Genomic DNA, 21605 nt, shown 5'->3' on the forward strand with positions numbered 1-21605 from the left:
GTGACACGCTGGCGGCCGTCGTCGCGACCCGTTTTCCCTCTCCGCACGGCAGGCGGCGGGCCTACGATTCGCCGCTGATCCTGGCGGAGGCGATCGAGGCGGCGGCGATCACCCTGGCGGCGGTGCGGGTCGAGGAGGCGGAGTTCAGGTCGGTCAGCGACGTCCGGTCGAGCGCGTGGACGACGAACTCGTAGGTGTTCACCGTCGAGGGCGAGCAGGGTCCCTGGTAGCCGTAGAGGCCGGCACTTCCGCGGTAGTAGACCTGCCGGGCTCCGGCGGGGACCGAGGGCCGGTAGGCGTGGTCGACGTTTTGGGGGAGTGAGGTCGTGCCCACGGGGATGTCGTAGACGACCCAGTGAATGAGGTCGGCGTTGTCGAGGTCGCGCATGACGATCGCGTAGCTCTTGGCCGCGGCCGGGGCGCCCGACCAGGTCAGGGGCGGGGATTCGTTCTTCTTGGCGGGGTCGTTGCCGCCGCCGCTGGTGCACTCGTGGATCTTGGGGATGAGGCCGCCGTCGGCGAAGGCGGTGCTGGAGAGGGCGAACGCGCTGCGGCCCGCCGGCGACGTCGGGGCGAGCGACGAGGCGGCGGCGGCTGGGAGGCTGACCGCCCACGTGACGAGCAGGGCGGACAGCACGATCCTTGTGCTTTTCACTGGAGGCTCCCGAGGATACTTTTGGTCCCTTGGTCCCTTGGTCCCTTGGTCCATCCGTGGGCGTGCGGTGGAACCAGCGTATGGATGGGCGAACTCCGGCGGCCAATAGCACTTTTCCATGCAAACGAGGTATGTGACGCCGCGGTGATCGTCCGAGTCGTGTCGCCGGGGTCGTCGGCGTCCCGGACGCATCTTGTTCACGCGCGTTCGTCGGCCTTCGGTGCCGCGGGGGTGGTGTCCGGGTGCCGGTTGCGGGGGTGCGCGGGATCGGCGGACAGGAGGCCGGCGAGGGATGCGGCGACGAGCGCGAGTACGGGCGCCTGAGCCCGCTGTCCCCGACCGGTCCCACCTTCGACCCGAAGCGACCGACGCCAACCGGACGGCCCGGCCGGCGGCCCGCGCCCGGCCTCACCCGGCTGCTCGGCGCCTACGCCGCCCGCGTGGATCCCCCCGCGCCTCCACTGCGGTCGCCGGCCTGGCGCCGGTGACCGACCTGCGCCCGCCGACTCGGCCGTCGAGGACGAGGCCATCGGGACCCGCCGCCCGGGCCCGGTCGCCGGCTCGCCGACCGAGCCCGTGGACCCCGCGCCGCCGAGGCCCCCGGCGGGCGACCGGGTCGTCCGTGGCACGCCCCCGATGCGGCCGCGGGGCTGCGCTCCCCCCGGACGGGAAACGCACCGCCGACACGCCCGAATGCGTTCCTGCCCGGCCTGTCACGTGCGGTTGGATGGGTGCACGTGTTCGGATCGGCCGAAGGAGGCCCCATTGGTTTCGCTGCGCATCCGCCCCACCCGTCGCAACATACTTTCCGTCGGCGCCGCGACGACGCTGGGCCTGGTGGTCCCGGCGACCGCGAGCGCGAGCGCGAGTACGAATGTGAGCGGGAACGCGACCGCGAGCACCCACGCGAGCGCGGCGTCGGTGGTGGGAAGGGATGCGGAGATCCTCCACCGGCTGCGCCGACTGGAGCAGCAACACGCCGCCCGGCTGGGGGTGTTCGCCTTCGACTCGGCCACCGGGCGGCACGTGGGCTACCGGGACCAGGAGCGCTTCCCGATCTGCTCGGTGTTCAAGACCGTGCTCGTCGCGGCCGTCCTGCGGGACCTGGATCGGGACGGCACATTCCTCGCCGAGCGCATCCGCTACACCGACCGGGACGTCGCCCGTTCGGGCTACGCGCCGATCACCGGCCGGCCCGAGAATCTCGCCCAGGGCATGACAGTGGCGGACCTGTGCGGGGCGGCCATCACGCACAGCGACAACGCCGCGGCCAATCTGCTGCTCCGCGCCCTGGGAGGCCGGGCGGGCGAGGCCGCCGGCCCGTATGCGGTCACCCGCTTCTGCCGCTCCATCGGCGACTTCGTGACCCGCCTGGACCGCCCGGAACCGGACCTGAACTCGGCCGAACCCGGCCGTGACACCGACATCACCAGCCCTCGGGCGATCGCCCGCACCTACGCCCGACTCACCCTGGGCACCGCCCTGGAGCCGGCGGATCGCACCCGTCTCGGCGGATGGCTGCTCGCCAACACCACCGGCGGCAACCGTATCCGCGCCGGCCTGCCGCCCCAGTGGAGCGTCGCCGACAAGACCGGCACCGGCGGCTACGGCACCACCAACGACGTGGCGGTCGTCCGCCCACCCGGCCGCGACCCGCTCGTCCTGGCCGTGTTCAGCACCAAACCCGACGCCCACGCACCCGCCGACGAGCCCCTCCTCGCCGAGGCCGCCACCCTCGTCGCGGCACACCTCTCCTGACCGCGGCGAGCAACAGCGCTGCGACGTGCGTGCGGCCCACTTGCCCGCTCGTGAACGAGCGTCGGGGCGATGCCCGAGGTGTTCGTACCGGGCCTCCCGGACGCGCCGATCGGGAACGGAGCCCGATCGACGCGTCGCGGACCACCGGCGGCGGTGTCAGCCGAGATGCCGGGCGAAGAACCGTAGCGTGCTGTCCAGTTCGAAGGCCGGGACTTCCCCGTGTCCTCCGGGGTTGGCGTGCAGCGTCTTCTCGGCCGAGGCCAAGGCGTCGAACAGCGCCAGGCTCTGGGCCCGGGGCACCCGCTCGTCGTCCCACTGCACCAGGAACTCCACCGGGACGGTGATCCGCGCGGCGGCCTCGGCCGACGCCTGCGCCCCACCGAGACCCAACACCGCCGCGCGGACCCGCGGTTCGGCGGCCACGAAGGGAACGCCGAGTCCGCAACCCAACGAGACGCCCCAATAACCCACAGGACCTGGGCCGACGTGGTCGAGCCGACGTAGCGCGTCCAGGACCGCCCGCCATTCCGGGACGGTTTGGCGAGCGACGAGTGCCTGGAAGTCGGCGATCAGCGGAGCCGGTTCCGCACCGGCATCCACGCGAGCCTGGTTCTCGGTCGCGATCCGGTCGTACTCCCGGTCCTTCGGCCGGTCACCATGGCCGGGTACATCGATGGCAGCAACCGCGAAACCACACTCGGTCACGAATCGGCGGGGCACGGGCCACGACATCGGGGGCCTTCTTGTGCTGCCCGCCGCCGTGTCCCATCAGGATCAGGGGGCGAGTACCGGCGGCGCCGTCCGGCGTCCAGAGCACGCCGGGGATCTCGCCGAGGGTGAAGAGCTGTTCGGTGACGTCGTCTGACGACGTCTCAAGGGTGAAGCGCATGGCGTGTCAAGCCTTTCGGGTGCCTCCTGCGGGCACTCCCCGGACCCTGCGCGGGAGGGAGTCCCGACCTGTCACAGCGTTGATCGGTCTCACCTCCTCGGTTCGCAGCGGCGTACGGCGACGCAGAACGTATCACGAAGGGTGCGCGTCGGAGTCTGCGCCGGATGTGTCGGCGGGGCCTCGGTCGGTACCCGGAAGGGGCGGGGTGGTCCGCCCGTCAGGCGGCCGCGCCGTCGCGCGTCGCGGACCGGGTCGTTGCCTGGATGGTTGGTCTAGACCTTTGTGGTGTTGCGCCCGTAGCATGCGACTGGCATCGCACCATCTCCGACCCGAGCTGACGATCAGGCAGATCGCGTCCAAGCAAAGGGAGTTGGCACGTGAGACAACGCATCGGGCTGCTTGTCGCCGTCGCTGCGGCGGTTTTGTTCCCCATCGGCGCCGCGACCTCGGCGAGCGCCGCGGGCGAGTTCCATGTGAGCGGCGTCTACACGACGTATGCCGAGTGCAACGCGGCGGGTCAGGCGGGCATCCAACTCTGGGGCCCGAACTTCTATTGCACGCCGAGTTCCCAGGGCTGGTTCTACCTCTACACCCACTGATCCACCCGCACCGAGTTCCTCCCGCTCCCTGGCGGTCGCCGGGGAGCGGGACAACGGCCACCTCCCGACGGGGCAGCGGCCGGGCACGGATGGGTGGGCGGCGGCCCCGGTGGCAGGGTGCGGGTCAGGGCCGCCCGGAGTAGGCGGGCGCGAAGAAGACCAGCACCGTGAGGTCCTCGGTGACGTCGTGGAAGCGGTGCTCCTCGCCCGCCGGGACGAACAGCGTGGAGCCGGGGCCGACATCGACCGTGCGGCCGCCGGCGGTGAACGTCCCGCGGCCGCTGAGCACGGCGTAGATCTCGTCCTCCCGGTGCGGAGCCTGGTCGTCGGGCTGACCGGCAGGGATCGAGTAGGTCCCGAAGCTGAGTGCGGGCACCCGCAGGTGCTCGACGTAATCGGCGGAACCGTCTGCGGCGGGTGTGAACCGGCCGGCGTCAATGACCTCCATACGGCGATCATGCCACGGCGATTGCGGCCCGACGCCGGGGAGTTCCGATGCCCGGAGCCGGGGAGTTCGGATGCCAGGGAGTCCGATGCCGGGGAGTTGCGGGCGCGACGGTACGGCCGAACGTTCCGGCGCACGCGGGGTGGCCGGATGATGCGCACGCTCGCGAACCGACGTCCGCACTTGGCGACGGACCGAACACGGCCTCCGCCGGTTCGTCGCCTGCGGCATGACGCGCCCGCGCCGTTCACCCGGGCATGTCCCCCCACGCGCACGCCGCGGCGGCGCGCGTCGGTGCCTTCCCCGCCCTCGGCAACGCTCGCTCCCGATTCCGGGTCGGGGACGACCGCGCGGCCTGAGACTTGATCGGGCAGCGGTGGACCGCATGTGTGTTGGTGACCGCGGACGTTCCGTCCCGGTTCGCCCCGGTGGATCACGCGCGTGGCGGCGGTGGCACGACGGTGCGTGGAATCGACGCCGTGGTCGAGCATGGGCAAGCGGGGCGTGGGTGGCGGTTCAATGGTCGGCGGGTGCGGTGTCTTCGTCCCGGGCGTGTCGCCGGCGTGCCCGGACGTCGTGGCCCTTTCGGGCGCTCCATGCCATGAGTGCCGTTCTGGCCGGCAGGAGAACGCTACAGGCCGGGAACACGAGTGCCGGGAACAGCCAGACTTCGGCGCCGCTCGCGCCCATGGCCATCCGGACGATCACGGTCCCCACATAGGCGAGGGCCCCGGCGCCGAGCCACCACTTCCACGCACTCCTGCTGGGACCTTCGGTCGGGCGGTCGGTGTTCTCGTCGTCCCGGGTGCTCACCGGCTGCCCGTTCTTCTTGCGCCACAGGGCCCGGACGAGGAAGGCGGCACCGAATACGGCGAGGACCGCCACCAGGAGCCCCCACTCCGTGGGCGATTCCGGTATCCCTCGGGCGTACTCGTTCACGTCCCTACCTCCGTCGCCGATTCCTGTCGTGCGGGTCGGCCGAACTTCTGCCCGGAGCGGGAAATGGCACACCCACACAGGGAGTTCCGGCCGATCGACAGGCGTGTACGGCGTGCGCGGCGGCTGCGTTGTCGGCCTCGTTTCCCGGGCAGCGTGCGACGTCCGGGAGGCGAGAACGCGGTCCCTCGCGTCCTCGACATGCACGCCCGGCGAGGGTGGTGACGGGTACGGCGAGGCAGGAGCTGTTTTGCGTACCCGACATGGCGGAAAATCTGTCGTGCCCGGAGTAGACATTGGGAGGATCGGTAGGTATGTTTTCTTCCGTAGCCAAGCGAATCAGTGAGGCGCGACAGAGACGAACTGGCGCGCGTTGTTGAGGGTTCGACAGCAGAGTCCCGGGGCCGTTGGTTTTTCAGCGAGGGTTCCGGAGGCTGGTTGTCGGGCCGAGGAGAATCGAGGGCGACCCACGGGTCGCCGTGCATTACGAGCAGTACCGGTAGGACGAGCAGTATCCGGCAGTATTTGTGGTTCGGTTTTACCGCAGTGGCAGTACCCGTTGCAGGACGAAGGACAGGAGAGAAAGGAGCGAACGCCATCCGGATCGCCCGCTCGGCGCGGTGAAGATGTTCGGCCGAGTGGGATCCGTGGAGACGCCGGTACGAGAGGTGTCCGCGGTCACGCAATTGCGATCCCCGCACCTGCCCCTCCGGGCGGATGCGGAAGGGATAGGCCGACACGTCGGTGTCGGTGGATGGTGTGGATTTCTTTCGGGGCCCTGGTGCCGTACGGCGCCAGGGCCCCTCGACGCGTTTCCGATCGGCTGTGGCGGATGTGAACTCGATGGATGGATGCGAACTCAAGAGAGGCGCCGATGGCTTCCAAATCCCGCTCGACTCCGGCCAAGGCCGACAAGCTCGATGACGACGACTACCCCGCCTACACGATGGGCCGCGCGGCCGAGTTGATCGGCGCGTCCCAGGGTTTCCTGCGCGCGATCGGGGAGTACGGCCTGATCACCCCGCTGCGCTCGGAGGGCGGCCACCGCCGCTACTCCCGTTATCAGTTGCGTATTGCCCAGCGTGCCCGTGAGCTCGTCGACCAGGGCACCGCCGTCGACGCTGCTTGCCGCATCGTGATTCTCGAGGACCAATTGGAAGAGGCCCTGCGCCTGAACGCCGAATTGCGCGATGCGGCCCAGACCGAATCGGACGAGAGCTGACCTGGCGATGACGCTCGGGCGCGGGGCCCCCACGGGGGCACGCGCCGGCGAGCGGATCGACCCGGCCGCTCGCCGGGACCGCCGGGTTCGGTCGTCCCCGACGGCCCGCAGGTGTTCGCCCGCCGGCCCCATGCGACGGCGCTCCGGCCGATGCTTGCCCACTGGGCCTTGGAGGCTCTCGCGACGCCAGGCGTCGGGGCGCCCAGGTGCCCAGGTGCCCGAGGATTGCCCACGTCGAGCGGCCCCGCCCGTTCCGCCTCCTCCCACGACACACGACCCGCGCCCCCGCCATCGGAATTGCCTGAACCGCTCCGGCGCGCCGATCGGGCCCGCGGTCGGCCGCTCTGCCGCGCGCATCCGCCTCGGCGGAGCCGGACGTCGACACGGGCGAAAATCTGTCACGCCGGAGGTAGACATTCATGTCGAGCGTGGCTAGCGTTCTCTATGTCGGAACCGAAGGAAACGTCAAACGGACGTGGCAGATGACGAACTGCCCGTGAAGTGGAACATGTCGAGTGATCGTCGGGGCCGGTGTGGGTAAGGGGCTCCGGCGGCGGACGTAGGAAGGATCGTCGGGCAGATCGAGACCGGCAATCGCAGAGGGTTTCGACTGACGGCGAGGCAAACGCAAACAACCGCAACGCAAGCAAACGCAAAAGCAAGCAATCGCAAACGCAAAACTCGCACGGAGCAATTGCAAGTCAGAGGAGAAGGGAAGGGTTCCAGAGCGCCATCGGATAGCCCGCGATCGGTGACATGGTCGAGCGGGCACCGCGGTCCATCCGAACGAAAGGTGGTCTTCGGTCACGCATATGCGATCCCCGCACATTCTGCCGCCCCGCGCGGCAGTGCGGATACGACACCGGTCTTCGACCGGTGGATGGTGAGACAACCCGAAACCCCGGACCCCGGTGCCACGGCACCGGGGTCCTCGTCATGAGCGGTATGAACGGCCGAATCCTTCGGGACGCCGCCCGCCGCGGGCGACATCGTCCTTTCCTCCGGAGTTTGCGGAGGAGAGAGCTCCCAGGGCTTTCGGGTCAGACCGCATCGGGGCGGAGAAGGCCGGTGAGGACACCCGTGACGATGCGGTCGAAGAGGTGTTCCACCGGCTCGTCGTCGGTGTCCTGAGCGGCGAACGCGGCGGCCAGGTGGGGGTGTCGGCCTGATGTCGCGACGTGGGTCAAGTAGGCGGCCTGGGCCTGCTGCCATTGCGGGAGGGTCCGGCCGGCCCGGGCCTGGGTGATCTCCGTGCGGGCGAGTCCGGCGACCACGGCGCTGAGGACGGCGATCGCCTCCAGCTTGGTGCGGGACGGAACCTGGAGGCCGGACAGCGCACCCAGTGCGCATTCGAGATACGCGATGGTGTTCGGTCCGAGCGGGGTTCGGGTGGCGGTCGCGTCGAGAAGCCAGGGGTGGGCGAGGATGACGCGACGGCTCTCGCGGGCGAGCTCCAGGAGGTCCTCAAGCCAGTCGCCGCCGGGGTGGGGGTATCGGATCCCGGAGTGCGCGCGGTCGACCATGAGTTCGACGAGTTCCTCGCGCGTGGTGACGTAGCGGTACAGCGAGGCCGGGCCCGCGCCGAGGGCGTCGGCCACGGCGCGCATGGTGACGGCGGTGAGGCCGTGGGCGTCGGCGAGGGCCACTCCTGCGGCGGCGAGAGTGTCGCGGTCGTAGCCGGGGGCCGGGCCGCGCGCGGCGCGTTCGGGACGGAGCCAGATGTTGTCGGTCGGGCTCACGACGATGCCTCTTTCTACTGCGAACGATGTATGCAGTATCGTAGCGTCGCAGAACTGCGAACATCGATCGCAGTTGATGTGGAGGAGGGACACGATGGCTACGGCCAGGGATTCCGCACCGGAAGACGCTCCCGCGGCGCGCTCGTGGACGCCGACCCGGTACGCCCGCAACGGCAGTGTCGAGATCGCGTACGACCGGCTCGAGGGCTCGCGGGGCGAGCCGCTGCTCCTGGTGATGGGCCTGGCGACGGCGCGGTTCTGGTGGCCCGACGGCCTTTCCGGAGCGTTCGCGGACGCCGGATTCGAGGTCGCCCGCTACGACCAGCGGGACGCGGGCGAGTCGACGCGGATGCCGGATACGGCGACGGGCAACCCGTTCAAGGCGCTGTTCGGCAAGCGGGGCGAGGCGTACACGGCTGAGGACATGACGGACGACGCCGTTGCGGTGATGGACGAACTCGGCTGGGAGCGGGTGCACGTCTTCGGTCATTCGATGGGCGGGCTGATCGCCCAGCGGCTCGCGCTGCGGTATCCGGAACGGGTGCTCAGCCTCACCTCGTCGGCCGCGCTTCCGAGCGACGTGTCCGGCCTGGGCGTCCTGCGCTACCTGCGCTTCGGGCTCCTGGCGAAGCTCGCGCGCGCCAAGTTCCCCGAAGGCCGTGAGGGGGACATCGAGGCGTCTCTCACGGTGTGGCGAGGGATCGCCTCGCCCGGCTACCCGTTCGACGAGGAGGCGGCCCGCGCGTGGGTCGAGGCGGAGGTCGACAGCGGGCCGCGCGACAAGAAGGCCCAGAGCCGTCAGATCGGTGCACAGTGGCACGGGCCGAAGTTGGCGGAGCTGAGGCGCCCCACGCTCGTCCTGCACGGTGAACAGGACCCGATCCTGCGGGTACGCGCCGGCCGCGCCACCGCCCGGGCGATCCCCGGCGCCCGCCTGGTCACCTATCCGGGTGTCGGCCACGACCTGCCCGCGGCGCTGTGGCCCGATATCGCGGGCGAGGTGGCCCGGTTGGCGGAACTGGGCGAGAGGCGACCCCGGAAGGCCCCGGCTCCCGGGACGCTCGGCTGACCGGGTGCACCTGCCGACGTCTGCTCCTGTCTCCCCCGGCCGGGGGAGGGCGCCCCCACGACCGGGGGATTTGTGGTGGGGGCCGGTGCCGCAGTCTTGGAGCATCACGGCGGGTACGCGTCGACGCCGGCCGCCCGCGCACTCATAGGAAAGGTCCGCAACCGCGACGCGTGTCGCCGGTGCCGGCTGCCCGGCAGGCCCACCTGCGGGCCTGCCGGGCAGCACGATCGGGAACGCTCGCGGTGTGCGTGCGCTACCTGCCGAGTGCGGGTCGGCTCAGCAGGCGCCGAGGTCGACCCAGACGCCCCATTGGCCGGTGGTTCCGGGGACTTCGCCCTGGGTCCACCACTTGGCGCGGTAGGTGTGGCCTTGATAGGAGACCACGCTGCCGTTGGTGTAGACCGAGTCGGCGTTCCAGGCGGGCGCGGTGCACGTGCCCGGTCCGGTGCCGCCGACGGTCAACGTGTATTGCGCCGTATGGGTGGTGGCACCGCTGCCGGTCACGGTCACCGTGTACGTACCTGCGGTCGCCGTCGAACTCGCCGACAACTTCAGCGACGAGCTGTTGCCCGACTGGACGGTGGCCGGCGTGAATTGCGCGGTCACCCCGTTGGGCAGGTTCGACGCGGTCAGGGTGACGGATTGCGCCGCACCGCTGGTGGTCGTGGTGCCCACGGTGGTGGTGACGTCCCCGCCGACCGCCACGTTGCCCGAGCTCGGGGTGAGACTGATCGAGAAGTCGGGGTTGCCCGGCCCACCGTTACAGGTGGGGTCGTTGGGCTGTGCGGGCAGGCTGACGGCGTCCCAGGCGGCCTTGGTCTTGTTGAACAGGGCGCAGGTGGGGTCGAGGGTCTTGGCCGAAGTCAGCGTGGTGGTGCGGTACTTCTTGTAGGTCATGCCGCTGGTCTTGAGGAGCATGCCGCCGTAGAAGATCTTCCCGGCCTGTTGGATGCCGACGCCGGTGAGGGTGGTGTTGTTGCAGGTGGGGCTGTTGGGTTTGCCGCCGCCGGGGCTGGTGCCCTCGGCGAGGAGGTAGAACCAGTGGTTGAGCGGGCCGGCGGCCTTGTGGACCTCGGTGCTGGGGATGGAGGAGCTGTAGCAGTCCGGGTCGCCGTTGGTGGAGGGCTTGTACATGTAGCGGATCGGGCCCTGGCCGACCAGGTTCACGGTCTCGCCGACGGTGTAGTCGGGGGTGTCGTACGGGGAGGGCTCGTTGGTGTACGCCTCGGTCAGTGCGCCGAAGATGTCGCCGGTGCCCTCGCCGAGTCCGGCCTCGCTGCCGGCGCCGCCGGGGGTGAACTGGTCGATGCCGTGCCCGAATTCGTGGCCCACCACGTCCATCGAGGCGATCCACTGGTTCGACTGGTTGTGCCCGATGGACACCGACGAGCCGTCCCAGTAGGCGTTGACGTCGTTGAGGCCGACCTTGACCGGCCAGCTCCCGCCGTTGCCGTTGTGCCCGTTGCGACCGAGCCAGTCGCGGAGCATGTTCCATTCCTTCTGCGCCGCCCACATGACGTCGACGCAGCCGGTCTCCTTGCTGGACGCCTGGCCGTTGCCCCACGAGTCGGTGGACTTCGTGAAGACCTGGCCGGTGGAGTAGTCCGCGCAGGTCAGGCCGGGGCGGTTCGGGTCGCGCAGGGAGAAGGAGCTGCCCGAGCCGGTGGTGTCGATGGTGAGCGGATTCGGGCCGTTCCACTGGCTGTTGCCGCTGCCGGCCCGGACGTCGTCGTAACTGTCGAGCACCGCCCCGGTGCTCGCGTCGACGAACACGTGCAACCGGCTGGGCGCGGTATCGGTACGACCCGCCAGCACGGTTTCCCACGCCAGTGCGCTACTGCCGTCCTTGACCCGGACGACGAGGCGATGCGATTCGACCTTGTCCACGACCGGGAGTTGGGCCTTGGACGTGGCCTCGGCGGCGCCGGCCGCCACGGTCGGCTGGGTGGTGACGGCTATCTGCGCGCCGGTGGCGGCCTGGGTCGCGCGGACCCGGCCCTGACCGTCGGCCAACACGACCGCGTCCCCACCGACGACGGGGAGGCCGCGGTAGGTGCGCTGGTACGCGACCGAGAACAGGTCGTTGACCCATGGGGTGACGAGTTGGCGTTCGTACTGCTCGTCCGGGCCTTTGGCGAGACTGTCCAGGCCGCTTGCGGCCGCCCGGTCGGCGGCGGATACCGCGAGTGCCTGGGGGTTGGCGGGGGGAGGGGACGGGTCGGCACCGGCCGAGGAAGAGCCGGCCGCGCCGATCGCGAGTCCGGCGAGCATGGCCAGGACGGTCCCGGCCGTGGTCGTTCTGCGGTTCATCGAGGCTCCTTGGGTGGGGGCATGCCTCGACCACGTCGCCGGCTTGCGCCGCGACGCCTTGTGAGCGACGCGGGTGACCGTGCAGGCCGGGTTCGTGCCCGAGCGAGCGAAACACTCACACGGGGATGGGGAGGTGGTGAAGCGATCGACGGGAATCGGCTAGTTCTGGCAAATGCCCGCGATGCGGTGCCGGTGGGAGGCACGGGAGTTCGACGCGTGGGCGTCGCGCGGGGCGGGGTGCAGGGCGGGGTGCGGGCGGCGTGTCAGTCGCAATGCGCCGCCGCAGCCGACTCGGGCCACACCTCGGCGCTCGGGACGACCGCTGCGGCGGAGTCTGTCGCAACGTCCGCTCCGCCGAGCAGCATCGTCGAAAGATCGGTACCCGCCATCCATCGGCCCAGGGCCCGCCGGTCGATGGTCACGATGTCCTGGGCTCGGGCAAGCCGACGCGCGGGCGCGGTGAACCGGGAGTTGGTGACGAGCACCGCGACGTCGGCATCGTGCACGGGCCGCGCCGTTCCCACGAAGCGCTGCATGTCGGGGCTGCCCACGGCGCGGGTCCTGCCGAGCCGCTTGCATTGGATGACAAGGCTGCGTCCGTCGGGAAGCCGGGCGACGACGTCCGCCCCCAGGTCGCCCGCGCCGCCGCTGACCTCCACGTCGAGGCACGCGTCACGACGGCACAACTCCGCGACGTGTTCCTCGAATCGGTCTCCGGTCATGGCATCGACGGCGGCGAACGAGACCGCACGCGCTCGCGAACCGGCCCGCGTACGCGGCGCCCATCGCCGCCGCTCGGATCGCACCGCCGGTCGGAGCCCGCCGCACGCGTACAACGCGCCTATCACCAACACCGCGACGACCACGATCGCCGCCAGCAGGTCCCACTCCTGCTGCACACCGCAATACGCCGCGACGAGACACACGGTCGGCGCCAACCACCAGAACACCCGGTCGTATGGGACGAGTCCACCGGGTCGTGCCGCCCGACCGAGGCCGCGCCCGAGCGGTCCTCGACCGGGCGCGGCCCCCGAGTCGTCGATCATGGGACGTATCGTGCTCACAGTCCGCTCCCTGTTCCGTACCCGAGCCGCGGATTCGCCACGGCGGACCATCCGGCGTCCCGTGTTCCCACCCGGCGCCGTGCCCGGCCGACTCGTGCCCGCGGCGCAACTCGCCGATGTGCCAACGACGTTCAAGCCTTCTTGTCGCTGCCCTCGATCGCCGATTCCAACCAGGGGTTCGAGCATGTTCGCAGAAGCGCGGACGTGCGGATCGCCCGACCAAACCCGGTAGACCCCGACCGCGACCGCGGCCCCTGAGCTCGTCGGTGCCCGGTCCGGCGCCCGGGCACGGCGTCCGGCGTCCGGTGCCCGGCGGGGCGAAGGTGAAGATCCCTTCTTTCCCGGAAAGCCTTGCAGAAACTCGTGATTTACCTGGAATGCGTTCGAAGGGGTGGGGCACACGTTGGGGCGGAGGTAAACAAATGATTCCCCTTCTGGTGGTCCTGCTTCTCGCCCTGATCCTCTTCGGTGCCGGCTTCGCGCTCAAGGCCCTGTGGTGGATCGCCGTGATCGTTCTGGTCGTGTGGGCTTTGGGCTTCGTCTTCCGTTCTGCGGGTGCGGGTGGCCGTCGTGGCCGCTGGTACCGCTGGTAGGGAGATCTGCCCCTCGCGCACTGCATCGATAAGGCGGGGTGTGGCCCGGTTCGTCAATCCGAACCGGGCCACACCCCGCCTTTTCCGTTCTCCCGGCGCCTCGTTCGTCTTCCACCTCGGTGCGTTCGTCCCACCTCGGTGATGCAGGTCCGGAGTGCCGTCGTCCTGTTGTGGTCGGTAACGCTCGTCTAGCCACCGCAACCCGTGCGTTTTTCTTCTGCTGTGCAGCGTTTCCCGATTTACGCTTTACGATTTCCGATTTGCCGTGGCTTCCCGACTCGGTCGGGAAGCGGGTGTGAAGAGTGGGGGTCGGGGCCCGCCGGGCGGGCGTGGTCAGGGCTCGCCTTCCATGCGGCGGCGCTCGTCGGCGCTCCACGCGCGGGTGTCCCTCGGTCGCACGTAGGGTTCCTCGTCTTCGGGCAGGCCGCCGGCGATCGCGCGCCGGCGGGCCAGTTCGGCGTCGAATTCGAGTCCGAGCAGAACGGCGAGGTTGGTGATCCACAACCACACCAGGAAGACGATCACTCCCGCGAGCGTTCCGTACGTCTTGTTGTACGAGGCGAAGTTCGCGACGTAGACGGCGAAGCCGGCCGAGGCGACCATCCAGATCGCCAGGGCGAGGAAGCTGCCGGGAGTCACCCACTTGAAGCCGCGGCCTTCGGCGTTGGGCGCGGCCCAGTACAGGAGCGCAATCATGATCGTCACGAGCAGGACCAGGACCGGCCACTTCGCGATCGACCACACCGTCAGCGCGCTGTCGCCGATCCCCAGAGCCGTGCCCACCTGTCGGGCCAGACCACCGGTGAAGACCACGATCAGCGCACTGGCACAGGCCAGAACCATCAGCGCGATGGTCAGACCGAGGCGCAGCGGGAGAACCTTCCATACCGGCCGACCCTCGGGCATGTCGTAGACGGCGTTGGAGGCCCGGATGAACGCGGCGACATAGCCGGAGGCGGACCACACGGCGACCACCAGGCCCACGATCGCCAGGAGCGAGCCCAGGCCACTGTTGTTCTGCAACTGGCGTACCGCGTTGCTGATCACGTCGCGTGCCGAGCCCGGAGCCAACTTTTGCAGGTTGTCCAGCACCCGATCGGTGGTCGACTCGCCGGCGATTCCCAGCAGGGACACCAGCACCAGCAGGGCGGGGAACAGTGCCAGTACACCGTAGTAGGTCAGCGCCGCGGCGCGATCTGCGAGTTCGTCGTCCTTGAACTCCTTCACCGTGCCACGCAGCACTGCCCACCAGGCCCGTTTGGGCAGCTCGGTGGGATGGTCGGGTTCCCGCTCCTCGACCTGCTCGGGGGGACCGACGCCGACATCACGATCGGCGTCGTCACGGTTGTCGGCATTCTCGTTCTCCGGCCGCGGTGCGCGTGTCATGTCCGACGGGTTTCCGGCACGGCCCCTTTCATGCCGATTTCAGACAATCCGGTCCGGCGCGGACGGTGGGTGTGGCCCCGTCGTACCGCCCGACGTCGACCGGCGTCAGCGCGTGACGGCGATGTCGAAGCGCATCGTGTGCAAGGCCGTGTAGGTCGCGAAGAACAACGGCGCGGCCTGCTCGGTGGCGGGGGACGGCGACCCCGCGCGCATCACCAGGGCACCGTGCCGGCGTCCTCGAAGAACCCGCCGGTCGGACCGTGGTCGGGCAGGGTCGCGAGCTTGACGGCGATCGCCGCGCCCTGTTCGGGGGTGCGCACGCCGCGGAAGCCGTTCAGGTCGGTCGCGACGAAGCCGGGACAGCCGGCGTTGATCAGCACGTTCGTACCGCTCAACTCCCGGGCGTACTGAAGGGTGACGGCGTTCAGGAACGTCTTCGACGACGCGTAGGCCACGGCCACCGGGCCCGTCGTCTGCTCGCCGGCGGTCCCCGACTGCCGGGTGAGGGAACCGACGCTGCTGGACATGTTCACGATGCGCGGTGCGGAAGAGCGGCGCAGCAGCGGCATCATCGCGTTGGTGACGCGGATGACGCCGATCACGTTGGTCTCCACGACCGTCCGGATGACGGCGGGATCGACCCGGGTGGGCTCCTGCGGCATGCCACCGGTGATGGCGGCGTTGTTGACGAGCACGTCGAGGCGCCCGGCCCGCTGTTCGATCAGCCGGGCGGCGGCCGTCGCGCTCGCGTCGTCGGTCACGTCCAGCGGTACGCCGAACGCCTCGATGCCGGCCGCGCGCAGTTTCTCCACCGCGACCTCCCGGCGCCGATCGTCGCGGGCGCCGACGCCGACACTCCAGCCGAGCGCACCCAGGCCGGTCGCGATCTCGTACCCGATTCCCTTGTTCGCGCCGGTGACCAGCGCGATCGTTCGTTCACTCATGGGAACGATGCTGACCCGGACCCGGCCGAGGGGTCCAACACCGATTGGGTGGGCGACGATACCGCCCGGGTATCGATCCGGGGTTAGCATGGCCGCGTGGAGACCCGGGAACTGCGCTACTTCGTCGCCGTCGCCGAAGAGTTGCACTTCGGTCGCGCCGCGCAGCGGCTCGGGATCGCGCAACCGCCCCTGTCGCGGGCGATCCAGCAGCTCGAACGGCGGCTCGGGGGAGCGCTGCTGGACCGTACGAGCCGCACCGTCACGCTGACCGAGGCCGGCTCGGTGCTGCTGGCCGAGGGCCGGGAGGCCCTGGCGGCGGTCGATGCCGCCGAACGCCGGACCCGCCGCGCGGCCCTTGCCGCGACCGGCCGTCCCGGCCTGGTCCTGGCCGCGAAGGCCGGCGCCTCCAGCGAACTGCTGGCGAAACTGCTGGACGCCTACGCCGCGGAACCGGGCGCGGTCCCGGTCGACGTCGTCCTGTGCGGCCCGGCCGAGCAGGAACGCCTCCTGCGCGAGGGGCGGGCCGATGTGGCCCTGCTGCACCGGCCGTTCGACTCGACGGTCGGGTTCGACACCGAAGAGCTCGGTACGGAGAGCCAGGTCGTGGTCCTGCCGGCCGGGCATCCGCTCACCGTCCGGACCCACGTGCACATGGCCGACATCACCGCGCTGCCGGACCTGCCCCTGCCCCGCTGGCCCGACCTCGACGGCACCTACCCTCCCGGGCCGGGACCGGAGGTCCGCGACCACGCCCAGCTGTTGCAGCTGGTCGCGCTCGGCCGCGCCTGCGCGGTCTCACCGCAGTCCTGCCGAGCCCAACTGCACGGGGACGTCGCCGCCGTACCCGTGCTGGACGCGCCGCCGGTCACGACCGTGATCGCCTGGCCGCCGCACAGCCGGTCCAGAGCCGTCGCCGACCTCATCCGGACCGCGACCCGCCTGTAGTAGCGCGGCGCCGACCGTACGCACCCGCGAACGCGCCGGGGTGCCGAAAATCTATCTCGGCGGAATCAGACATCGGGGAGTCGGTGAACATGTCTTCTGTCGTAGCCAAGCGTGTCTCGTTCGAAGGGGTGCCGGGGAGGGCAGCGGCGAGGCACGCGGCGGCGCCGATATCGACGGGCGCCACCCTCGCGAAAATCTGTCATGTCGGAGATAGACATTCGCGCCCGACGTGGCTAATCTTCCCGATGTCGAAACCGAAGGAAACGTCGAACAGACGTGGCAGATGACGAACTGCCCGTGAAGTGGAACAGGTCGGAACGTCGTTGGGGCCGGTGTGGGTGAAGGGCTCCGACGGCGGCGAAACAGGAAGCCAGGGCCGTCGGCCGACGGCGGGAGTAGAAGCACAAGCGCAGCACGTTCGACAAGCAGTCGCAGGTCAGAGGAAGAAGGGATGGGTCCGGACGCCATCGGATCGCCCGCAGTCGGTTACTTCGGTAGAGCGGGCACCGCGGTCCATCCGAACGGAAGGTGGTCTTCGGTCACATCCGCACGATCCCCGCACACCCGCCTGCCGCGTGCGGCAGCCGCGCGGAAACGACACCGGGCTTCGTAGCCGGTGGATGGTGAGACAACCCCAACTCGGACCCCGGTGCCACGGCATCGGGGTCCTCGTCATGAGCGGGAGCCCCTACCCGCAACGCGGCGGAGCCCGCGACGAGGAAACCGCTCGGGCCGTGGGCCCACTCGACGATCGGAGGCAGGCGATGGAGCGAGACCCGGGGGACATGGCCGCCCTGGCGCGGCGGTTGGCCGCTGCGGCGGAGCAGTTGCTCCTGGCCGTCAAGGGCATGGACGACCTCGGTTGGTCGACCGACTCGTACAGCAGGTCCCACCTGCGCGACGTCGCGAACTGTCTCACGAGCAGCGCCACCCGGATCGCCGCTCTCCATCACGGGCGCGACCCCGCGAACGACGCGGCCGGGCAGGCGCCTTGACGGAGGCGACACGTCCTGAAGACGGCGAAAGGCCCTGAAGTATCCGGCCGTGCTCACCCGACGGGCGGGTGTGGCCGGATACTTCAGGGCCGGATGTCGCGGGGCGCGGGTCAGGCGGCGGTGGCCGCGCGGGGCGCGGGGCGGCCGGCCGGGCCGGAGCGGCGGGCCTGGGCGGAGCCGCTGCGGCGTCCGCGTGAAGAGGAACCGCTGCCGGTACGGCGGGGGCGGTCCACCACCGGCGCGGTGATGACGACCGGGATTCCGGAGGGCGCCTGGGCGCCGGTGATCCGGGTCAGTTCGGCCTCTCCGGAGCGGACCTGGGTGGTCTGCGGCGTGATCCCGGCGTCGGACATCAGGCGGACCATCTGGCGGCGCTCGCCGGGCAGGACCAGGGTGACCACACTGCCGGACTCGCCGGCGCGGGCGGTACGACCGCCGCGGTGCAGGTAGTCCTTGTGGTCGCTGGGCGGGTCGACGTTGACGACCAGGTCGAGGTTGTCCACGTGGATGCCGCGCGCGGCGACGTTGGTGGCGACCAGGACGGTGACGTGGCCGGACTTGAACTGGGTCAGGGTGCGGGTGCGCTCGGGCTGGGACTTGCCGCCGTGCAGCGCGGCGGCGCGGACGCCGCTGTTGAGCAGGTGCGCGGTGAGCCGGTCGACCGCGTGCTTGGTGTCGAGGAACATGATCACCCGGCCCTCGCGGGCGGCGATGTGCGTGGTGGCGGCGTTCTTGTCCGATCCCTGCACGTGCAGCACGTGGTGCTCCATCGTGGTGACCGCACCGGCCGACGGGTCGACCGAGTGCACGACCGGGTCGTGCAGGTACTTGCGCACCAGCAGGTCGACGTTGCGGTCCAGGGTGGCGGAGAAGAGCATCCGCTGGCCGTCGGGGCGTACCTGGTCCAGGAGTTCGGTGACCTGGGGCATGAAGCCCATGTCGGCCATCTGGTCGGCCTCGTCCAGGACGGTGACACCGACGTCGGCCAGCACGCAGGCGCCGCGGTCGAGGAGGTCCTTGAGCCGGCCGGGCGTGGCCACGACCACCTCGGCGCCGGCCCGCAGCGCGGTGATCTGGCGGCCGATCGGCATGCCGCCGGTCACCGTGGCCATCCGCAGTCGCAGCGAACGGGCGTACGGGGTAAGCGCGTCGGTGACCTGCTGGGCCAGCTCACGGGTGGGCACCAGGACCAGCGCGAGCGGGTGCCTGGGCTCGGCGCGCCGGCCGGCGGTGCGGGCGAGCAAGGCCAGGCCGAAGGCCAACGTCTTGCCCGACCCGGTCCGACCCCGGCCCAGCACGTTGCGGCCGACCAGCGAGTTCGGCAGCGTCGCAGCCTGGATCGGGAACGGCTCGGCCATGCCCAGACCGGTCAGTGTCGCCAGCAACTCGGACGGCATGTCCAACTCGGCGAAGGAGGCCACGGCGGGCAGCGCCGGGGTGATGGTCACCGGAAGCGCGAACTCCCCCCGGGCGCCGGAGGAGCGACGGCCGTAGCCGCCGGAACCGCCGGAACCGCCCGAACGGCCGTAGCCGCCGGAGCGACCCGAAGCGCCGGAACGGCCGTAGCCGCCGCCGCTGCCGCCGGCGGCCGAACGGGTGTAGCCGCCGGTGCCGCCGCTACGGCCGCGGGAGGAGGAGCTGTACGAAGAATTGGTGGAGCGGGCGTTCGGGTTCACGGGGAACCTTCCTCGACACGGCACGTACCGCGGAGACCCGGCAGCCGAAAGCCGCGCAAGGTATCACGAGAACGAGCCGAAATGAAAAGCAGAAACGAAGTGGGGCGAAGGAAATTCGCGCGAACACACTTCGAAAGACGCGGCGCCGTGGAAAAAGGCGGCCGGCTGGAACGGACTGCGAAGTCCGGGGGCGGTGGGCGGTGCGCGGTCGTAAGCCGTCGGCTGCCGCCTACCGGGCGGGGGTACTGCGTCGCGTGCCGTCGCCACGACCTCGGACAGAGGGACGAGCGGCCTGCGGGAAAAATACGAACGCCGTACCAGGGCCCGCGACCTCACGGTGCGACGGGCCCTGGTACGGACGCCGAAAAGCGTCAGGCGGGAACGATGTTCTCCGCCTGCGGGCCCTTCTGGCCCTGGGTGACGTCGAAGGAGACCTTCTGGCCCTCCTGGAGCTCACGGAAGCCCTGGGCGGCGATGTTCGAGTAGTGGGCGAAGACGTCGGGGCCGCCGCCGTCCTGCTCGATGAAACCGAAGCCCTTTTCCGCGTTGAACCACTTCACGGTGCCTGTGGTCGACATGTCGTTCTCCTTAGTCTGGGAAGCAGTACCGGAATCCACACAGTGCGATTCCGCGTCGCCGCAAGGAGCCCACCCGGAGATGACCGGCCAAACAAAAAATGCACCCGAGGATCACGCCCGTCAGGTGCACACAAAGTTCATGGGTACCACAACTGCAACTGAGATCAACATAGCACGGATACCGCCGGCTTCGTGGACGTCGCGGATCAACCGGCTCCGATGATCGGGGATTTCGGGGGACGGCGAGGGCTGCCACGCCGTCCCCGCGGCCCGCCCGGGGACGGCGCGGCCGGATCGGGTCGGCGTCGGCGGCGGCTGTTGCCTTCCCACGAACACCTGGCGGTCGAGTTCCGCAAGTGGGTCCGAAACGCGGCAGCCGGGACCCGCCGGTAGGCCGAGCAGGTACCGATCTCCACCCGGCAGGCATCGGGCGAGCGCCGACCGAATGCCGACGGTGCGCCGTCCGGGTGAGGATCTCGGATTATTATCGTGAATTCTGAAAGTGGATGGATTCGAAAGGTGATTTTATGCATTTCCAGAATTCTCGGGCCGGAGTGATATACCTGACCCGCCGGAATTGAATCCAGGAGGATCGCTTGGGCTTGTCACGCGCGTACGGGAAGGCGATCAGCCAGGGGCCGACCCCCGCCGATGCGGCACGGGCTCCCGGTCTGCCCTATCCGAGCGGGTGGTCCGCGGTGGCCTTCTCCGACGAGTTGAAATCCGGCACGGTGCTCACCCGGCCGCTCATGGGCGAGGATGTGGTGCTCTACCGCTTGCGTTCGGGAGGCGTCAGAGCCGTCCGTCCCTACTGTCCGCATCTCGGGGCCCATCTCGGTCTGGCCGGCGTGGAGGACAACGACCTCGTCTGTCCCTTCCATTTCTTCGCCTTCGCTCCCGACGGTTCGTGCGTGCGCACGGGATACGGAACGCCGCCGCCGAAGGTGTCACTGGATCGGATCCCGGTGTGCGAGGTCAACGGTGCCGTCTTCGTATGGCGGCATCACGACGGCCGGGAGCCGGATTGGGAGATCCCTGAGTGGCGGGCGATCGCCGGCCTTTCCGCTCGCCAGGTGACGTGGGAAATGGCGGGCAATGTCCAGGAGGTCGTCGAGAATTCCGTGGACATCGGCCATTTCGCGACGCTGCACGGCTGGGTCAAGGCCGATTTGGGCACCCCGGTGGCGTACGACGAAACGTCTTTCCACGTGTCGATGCGGGTGCGGGAGAGCGCTCCGCTGATCGGTGAGTTCGACGTCGAGGTGGAGGTCGACGGGTACGGACTCGGGTGCCTGCACGCCGAGATCCACTCGCCGCGGTTCGGCCTGCGGATGTACACGCTGGTGATGCCGACCGCGATCGCGCCGAACCGGATGCAGCTCCGGCAGTCGAACCGCATCGCACTGACCGAGCCGTCCTGGCCGGCGGCGCCGTGCCTCGCCCGCACGGTGACCCGAGCCGTCACGCGCGTGCTGGAGCGTCCGCTGTTCCGATCGAGTTGCGCCTTCACGGCTGCTGATTTCCCGATCTGGGACCACAAGCGATACCAGCAGCCCCCGCGGCTCGGCCCCGGTGACGGGCCCATCGGCGCTTTCCGCCGCTGGGCCCGCCGGTTCCATGCGCCGGGCCCCGTCGAGCAGACGAGCGGCGTGGACGGCGTCCCGGCCGCCCGCGAAGCGTCCCGCGAACTCTCCCTCGAACAGGCCGCACCCGAGCGAGTGAATTCGTCCGGGGCGTGAACGCCCCACGGGCGGATCGGTCCGGGCGGGGGTGGGCAACCTCGGCGGCGCGTCCGTGCGTAT

General features: G+C 70.1%; 18 protein-coding genes and 1 pseudogene. 8 read left to right on the forward strand and 11 right to left on the reverse strand.

Annotated elements, in window-relative coordinates:
* Nucleotides 1-61: 61 nt before the first annotated feature.
* On the reverse strand, nucleotides 62-655 hold the full coding sequence (locus ACZOOI_RS41810) for a YbhB/YbcL family Raf kinase inhibitor-like protein (RefSeq protein ID WP_465282053.1): 594 nt from the start codon (nucleotides 653-655) through the stop codon (nucleotides 62-64).
* Nucleotides 656-1420: 765 nt separating this feature from the next.
* Between ACZOOI_RS41810 and bla the strand changes: the two genes are divergently transcribed.
* Nucleotides 1421-2413 carry a class A beta-lactamase gene (gene bla / locus ACZOOI_RS41815; RefSeq protein ID WP_465282054.1) on the forward strand — a complete coding sequence of 331 codons (993 nt, stop codon included), beginning with the start codon at nucleotides 1421-1423 and terminating at the stop codon, nucleotides 2411-2413.
* 156 nt (nucleotides 2414-2569) lie between these two features.
* Here bla and ACZOOI_RS41820 read toward each other — a convergent pair.
* Nucleotides 2570-3302: pseudogene (locus ACZOOI_RS41820) on the reverse strand (dienelactone hydrolase family protein).
* A 377-nt stretch (nucleotides 3303-3679) separates the two neighbouring features.
* On the opposite strand from ACZOOI_RS41820, the gene ACZOOI_RS41825 reads away from it, so the two are divergent.
* Nucleotides 3680-3901, forward strand: a complete 222-nt coding sequence (locus ACZOOI_RS41825; RefSeq protein WP_391584734.1) for a hypothetical protein — start codon at nucleotides 3680-3682, stop codon at nucleotides 3899-3901.
* A gap of 124 nt (nucleotides 3902-4025) precedes the next feature.
* Here the strand turns inward: ACZOOI_RS41825 and ACZOOI_RS41830 are convergent, their stop codons facing one another.
* Nucleotides 4026-4349, reverse strand: a complete 324-nt coding sequence (locus ACZOOI_RS41830) for a cupin domain-containing protein (RefSeq protein WP_391584735.1) — start codon at nucleotides 4347-4349, stop codon at nucleotides 4026-4028.
* A 513-nt stretch (nucleotides 4350-4862) separates the two neighbouring features.
* Complete coding sequence (locus tag ACZOOI_RS41835; protein WP_465282055.1) at nucleotides 4863-5285, reverse strand: hypothetical protein; 423 nt, start codon at nucleotides 5283-5285, stop codon at nucleotides 4863-4865.
* An 871-nt stretch (nucleotides 5286-6156) separates the two neighbouring features.
* On the opposite strand from ACZOOI_RS41835, the gene ACZOOI_RS41840 reads away from it, so the two are divergent.
* A complete protein-coding gene (locus ACZOOI_RS41840) occupies nucleotides 6157-6504 on the forward strand; it encodes a MerR family transcriptional regulator (protein ID WP_465282056.1) in 348 nt (115 codons plus the stop codon).
* A 1040-nt stretch (nucleotides 6505-7544) separates the two neighbouring features.
* Here ACZOOI_RS41840 and ACZOOI_RS41845 read toward each other — a convergent pair.
* Nucleotides 7545-8243, reverse strand: a complete 699-nt coding sequence (locus ACZOOI_RS41845; RefSeq protein ID WP_465282057.1) for a TetR/AcrR family transcriptional regulator — start codon at nucleotides 8241-8243, stop codon at nucleotides 7545-7547.
* Between the two features lie 94 nt (nucleotides 8244-8337).
* Between ACZOOI_RS41845 and ACZOOI_RS41850 the strand changes: the two genes are divergently transcribed.
* The gene (locus ACZOOI_RS41850; protein ID WP_465282058.1) at nucleotides 8338-9312 is read left to right on the forward strand and encodes an alpha/beta fold hydrolase; all 975 of its coding nucleotides are present in this window, start codon (nucleotides 8338-8340) and stop codon (nucleotides 9310-9312) included.
* A 276-nt stretch (nucleotides 9313-9588) separates the two neighbouring features.
* Here ACZOOI_RS41850 and ACZOOI_RS41855 read toward each other — a convergent pair whose 3' ends face one another.
* The gene (locus ACZOOI_RS41855) at nucleotides 9589-11622 is read right to left on the reverse strand and encodes a M4 family metallopeptidase (protein ID WP_465282059.1); all 2034 of its coding nucleotides are present in this window, start codon (nucleotides 11620-11622) and stop codon (nucleotides 9589-9591) included.
* Nucleotides 11623-11885: 263 nt separating this feature from the next.
* Nucleotides 11886-12668: a restriction endonuclease gene (locus tag ACZOOI_RS41860; RefSeq protein WP_465282060.1), complete on the reverse strand. Its 783-nt coding sequence runs from the start codon at nucleotides 12666-12668 to the stop codon at nucleotides 11886-11888.
* Nucleotides 12669-13108: 440 nt separating this feature from the next.
* On the opposite strand from ACZOOI_RS41860, the gene ACZOOI_RS41865 reads away from it, so the two are divergent.
* Complete coding sequence (locus tag ACZOOI_RS41865; RefSeq protein WP_380002274.1) at nucleotides 13109-13279, forward strand: DUF5670 family protein; 171 nt, start codon at nucleotides 13109-13111, stop codon at nucleotides 13277-13279.
* Nucleotides 13280-13612: 333 nt separating this feature from the next.
* Here ACZOOI_RS41865 and ACZOOI_RS41870 read toward each other — a convergent pair whose 3' ends face one another.
* Nucleotides 13613-14665, reverse strand: a complete 1053-nt coding sequence (locus ACZOOI_RS41870) for a YihY/virulence factor BrkB family protein (RefSeq protein WP_465282061.1) — start codon at nucleotides 14663-14665, stop codon at nucleotides 13613-13615.
* A gap of 212 nt (nucleotides 14666-14877) precedes the next feature.
* Nucleotides 14878-15609: an SDR family NAD(P)-dependent oxidoreductase gene (locus ACZOOI_RS41875; protein ID WP_465282062.1), complete on the reverse strand. Its 732-nt coding sequence runs from the start codon at nucleotides 15607-15609 to the stop codon at nucleotides 14878-14880.
* A 96-nt stretch (nucleotides 15610-15705) separates the two neighbouring features.
* Between ACZOOI_RS41875 and ACZOOI_RS41880 the strand changes: the two genes are divergently transcribed.
* Entirely contained in the window at nucleotides 15706-16554 is an 849-nt protein-coding gene (locus ACZOOI_RS41880) for a LysR family transcriptional regulator (RefSeq protein WP_465282063.1), read from the forward strand.
* Between the two features lie 764 nt (nucleotides 16555-17318).
* The gene (locus ACZOOI_RS41885; RefSeq protein ID WP_391589744.1) at nucleotides 17319-17549 is read left to right on the forward strand and encodes a hypothetical protein; all 231 of its coding nucleotides are present in this window, start codon (nucleotides 17319-17321) and stop codon (nucleotides 17547-17549) included.
* A gap of 110 nt (nucleotides 17550-17659) precedes the next feature.
* On the opposite strand, the gene ACZOOI_RS41890 is transcribed toward ACZOOI_RS41885, so the two are convergent.
* Nucleotides 17660-19225, reverse strand: coding sequence for a DEAD/DEAH box helicase (locus ACZOOI_RS41890; protein WP_465282064.1), 1566 nt, complete (start codon nucleotides 19223-19225; stop codon nucleotides 17660-17662).
* A gap of 371 nt (nucleotides 19226-19596) precedes the next feature.
* Nucleotides 19597-19803 carry a cold-shock protein gene (locus ACZOOI_RS41895; protein ID WP_355548848.1) on the reverse strand — a complete coding sequence of 69 codons (207 nt, stop codon included), beginning with the start codon at nucleotides 19801-19803 and terminating at the stop codon, nucleotides 19597-19599.
* Between the two features lie 596 nt (nucleotides 19804-20399).
* Here ACZOOI_RS41895 and ACZOOI_RS41900 point away from each other — a divergent pair.
* Complete coding sequence (locus ACZOOI_RS41900; RefSeq protein WP_465282065.1) at nucleotides 20400-21542, forward strand: Rieske 2Fe-2S domain-containing protein; 1143 nt, start codon at nucleotides 20400-20402, stop codon at nucleotides 21540-21542.
* Nucleotides 21543-21605: the final 63 nt, after the last annotated feature.

Source organism: Embleya sp. L77, from assembly GCF_055557415.1.

Bases quoted from the DNA above. Each gene is read 5' to 3' on its own strand.
- ACZOOI_RS41875 (WP_465282062.1), bottom strand. From the start codon at position 15,609: ATGAGTGAACGAACGATCGCGCTGGTCACCGGCGCGAACAAGGGAATC.
- ACZOOI_RS41865 (WP_380002274.1), top strand. From the start codon at position 13,109: ATGATTCCCCTTCTGGTGGTCCTGCTTCTCGCCCTGATCCTCTTCGGT.
- ACZOOI_RS41855 (WP_465282059.1), bottom strand. From the start codon at position 11,622: ATGAACCGCAGAACGACCACGGCCGGGACCGTCCTGGCCATGCTCGCC.
- ACZOOI_RS41885 (WP_391589744.1), top strand. From the start codon at position 17,319: ATGGAGCGAGACCCGGGGGACATGGCCGCCCTGGCGCGGCGGTTGGCC.
- ACZOOI_RS41870 (WP_465282061.1), bottom strand. From the start codon at position 14,665: ATGACACGCGCACCGCGGCCGGAGAACGAGAATGCCGACAACCGTGAC.
- ACZOOI_RS41895 (WP_355548848.1), bottom strand. From the start codon at position 19,803: ATGTCGACCACAGGCACCGTGAAGTGGTTCAACGCGGAAAAGGGCTTC.
- ACZOOI_RS41860 (WP_465282060.1), bottom strand. From the start codon at position 12,668: ATGATCGACGACTCGGGGGCCGCGCCCGGTCGAGGACCGCTCGGGCGC.
- ACZOOI_RS41840 (WP_465282056.1), top strand. From the start codon at position 6,157: ATGGCTTCCAAATCCCGCTCGACTCCGGCCAAGGCCGACAAGCTCGAT.
- ACZOOI_RS41850 (WP_465282058.1), top strand. From the start codon at position 8,338: ATGGCTACGGCCAGGGATTCCGCACCGGAAGACGCTCCCGCGGCGCGC.
- ACZOOI_RS41830 (WP_391584735.1), bottom strand. From the start codon at position 4,349: ATGGAGGTCATTGACGCCGGCCGGTTCACACCCGCCGCAGACGGTTCC.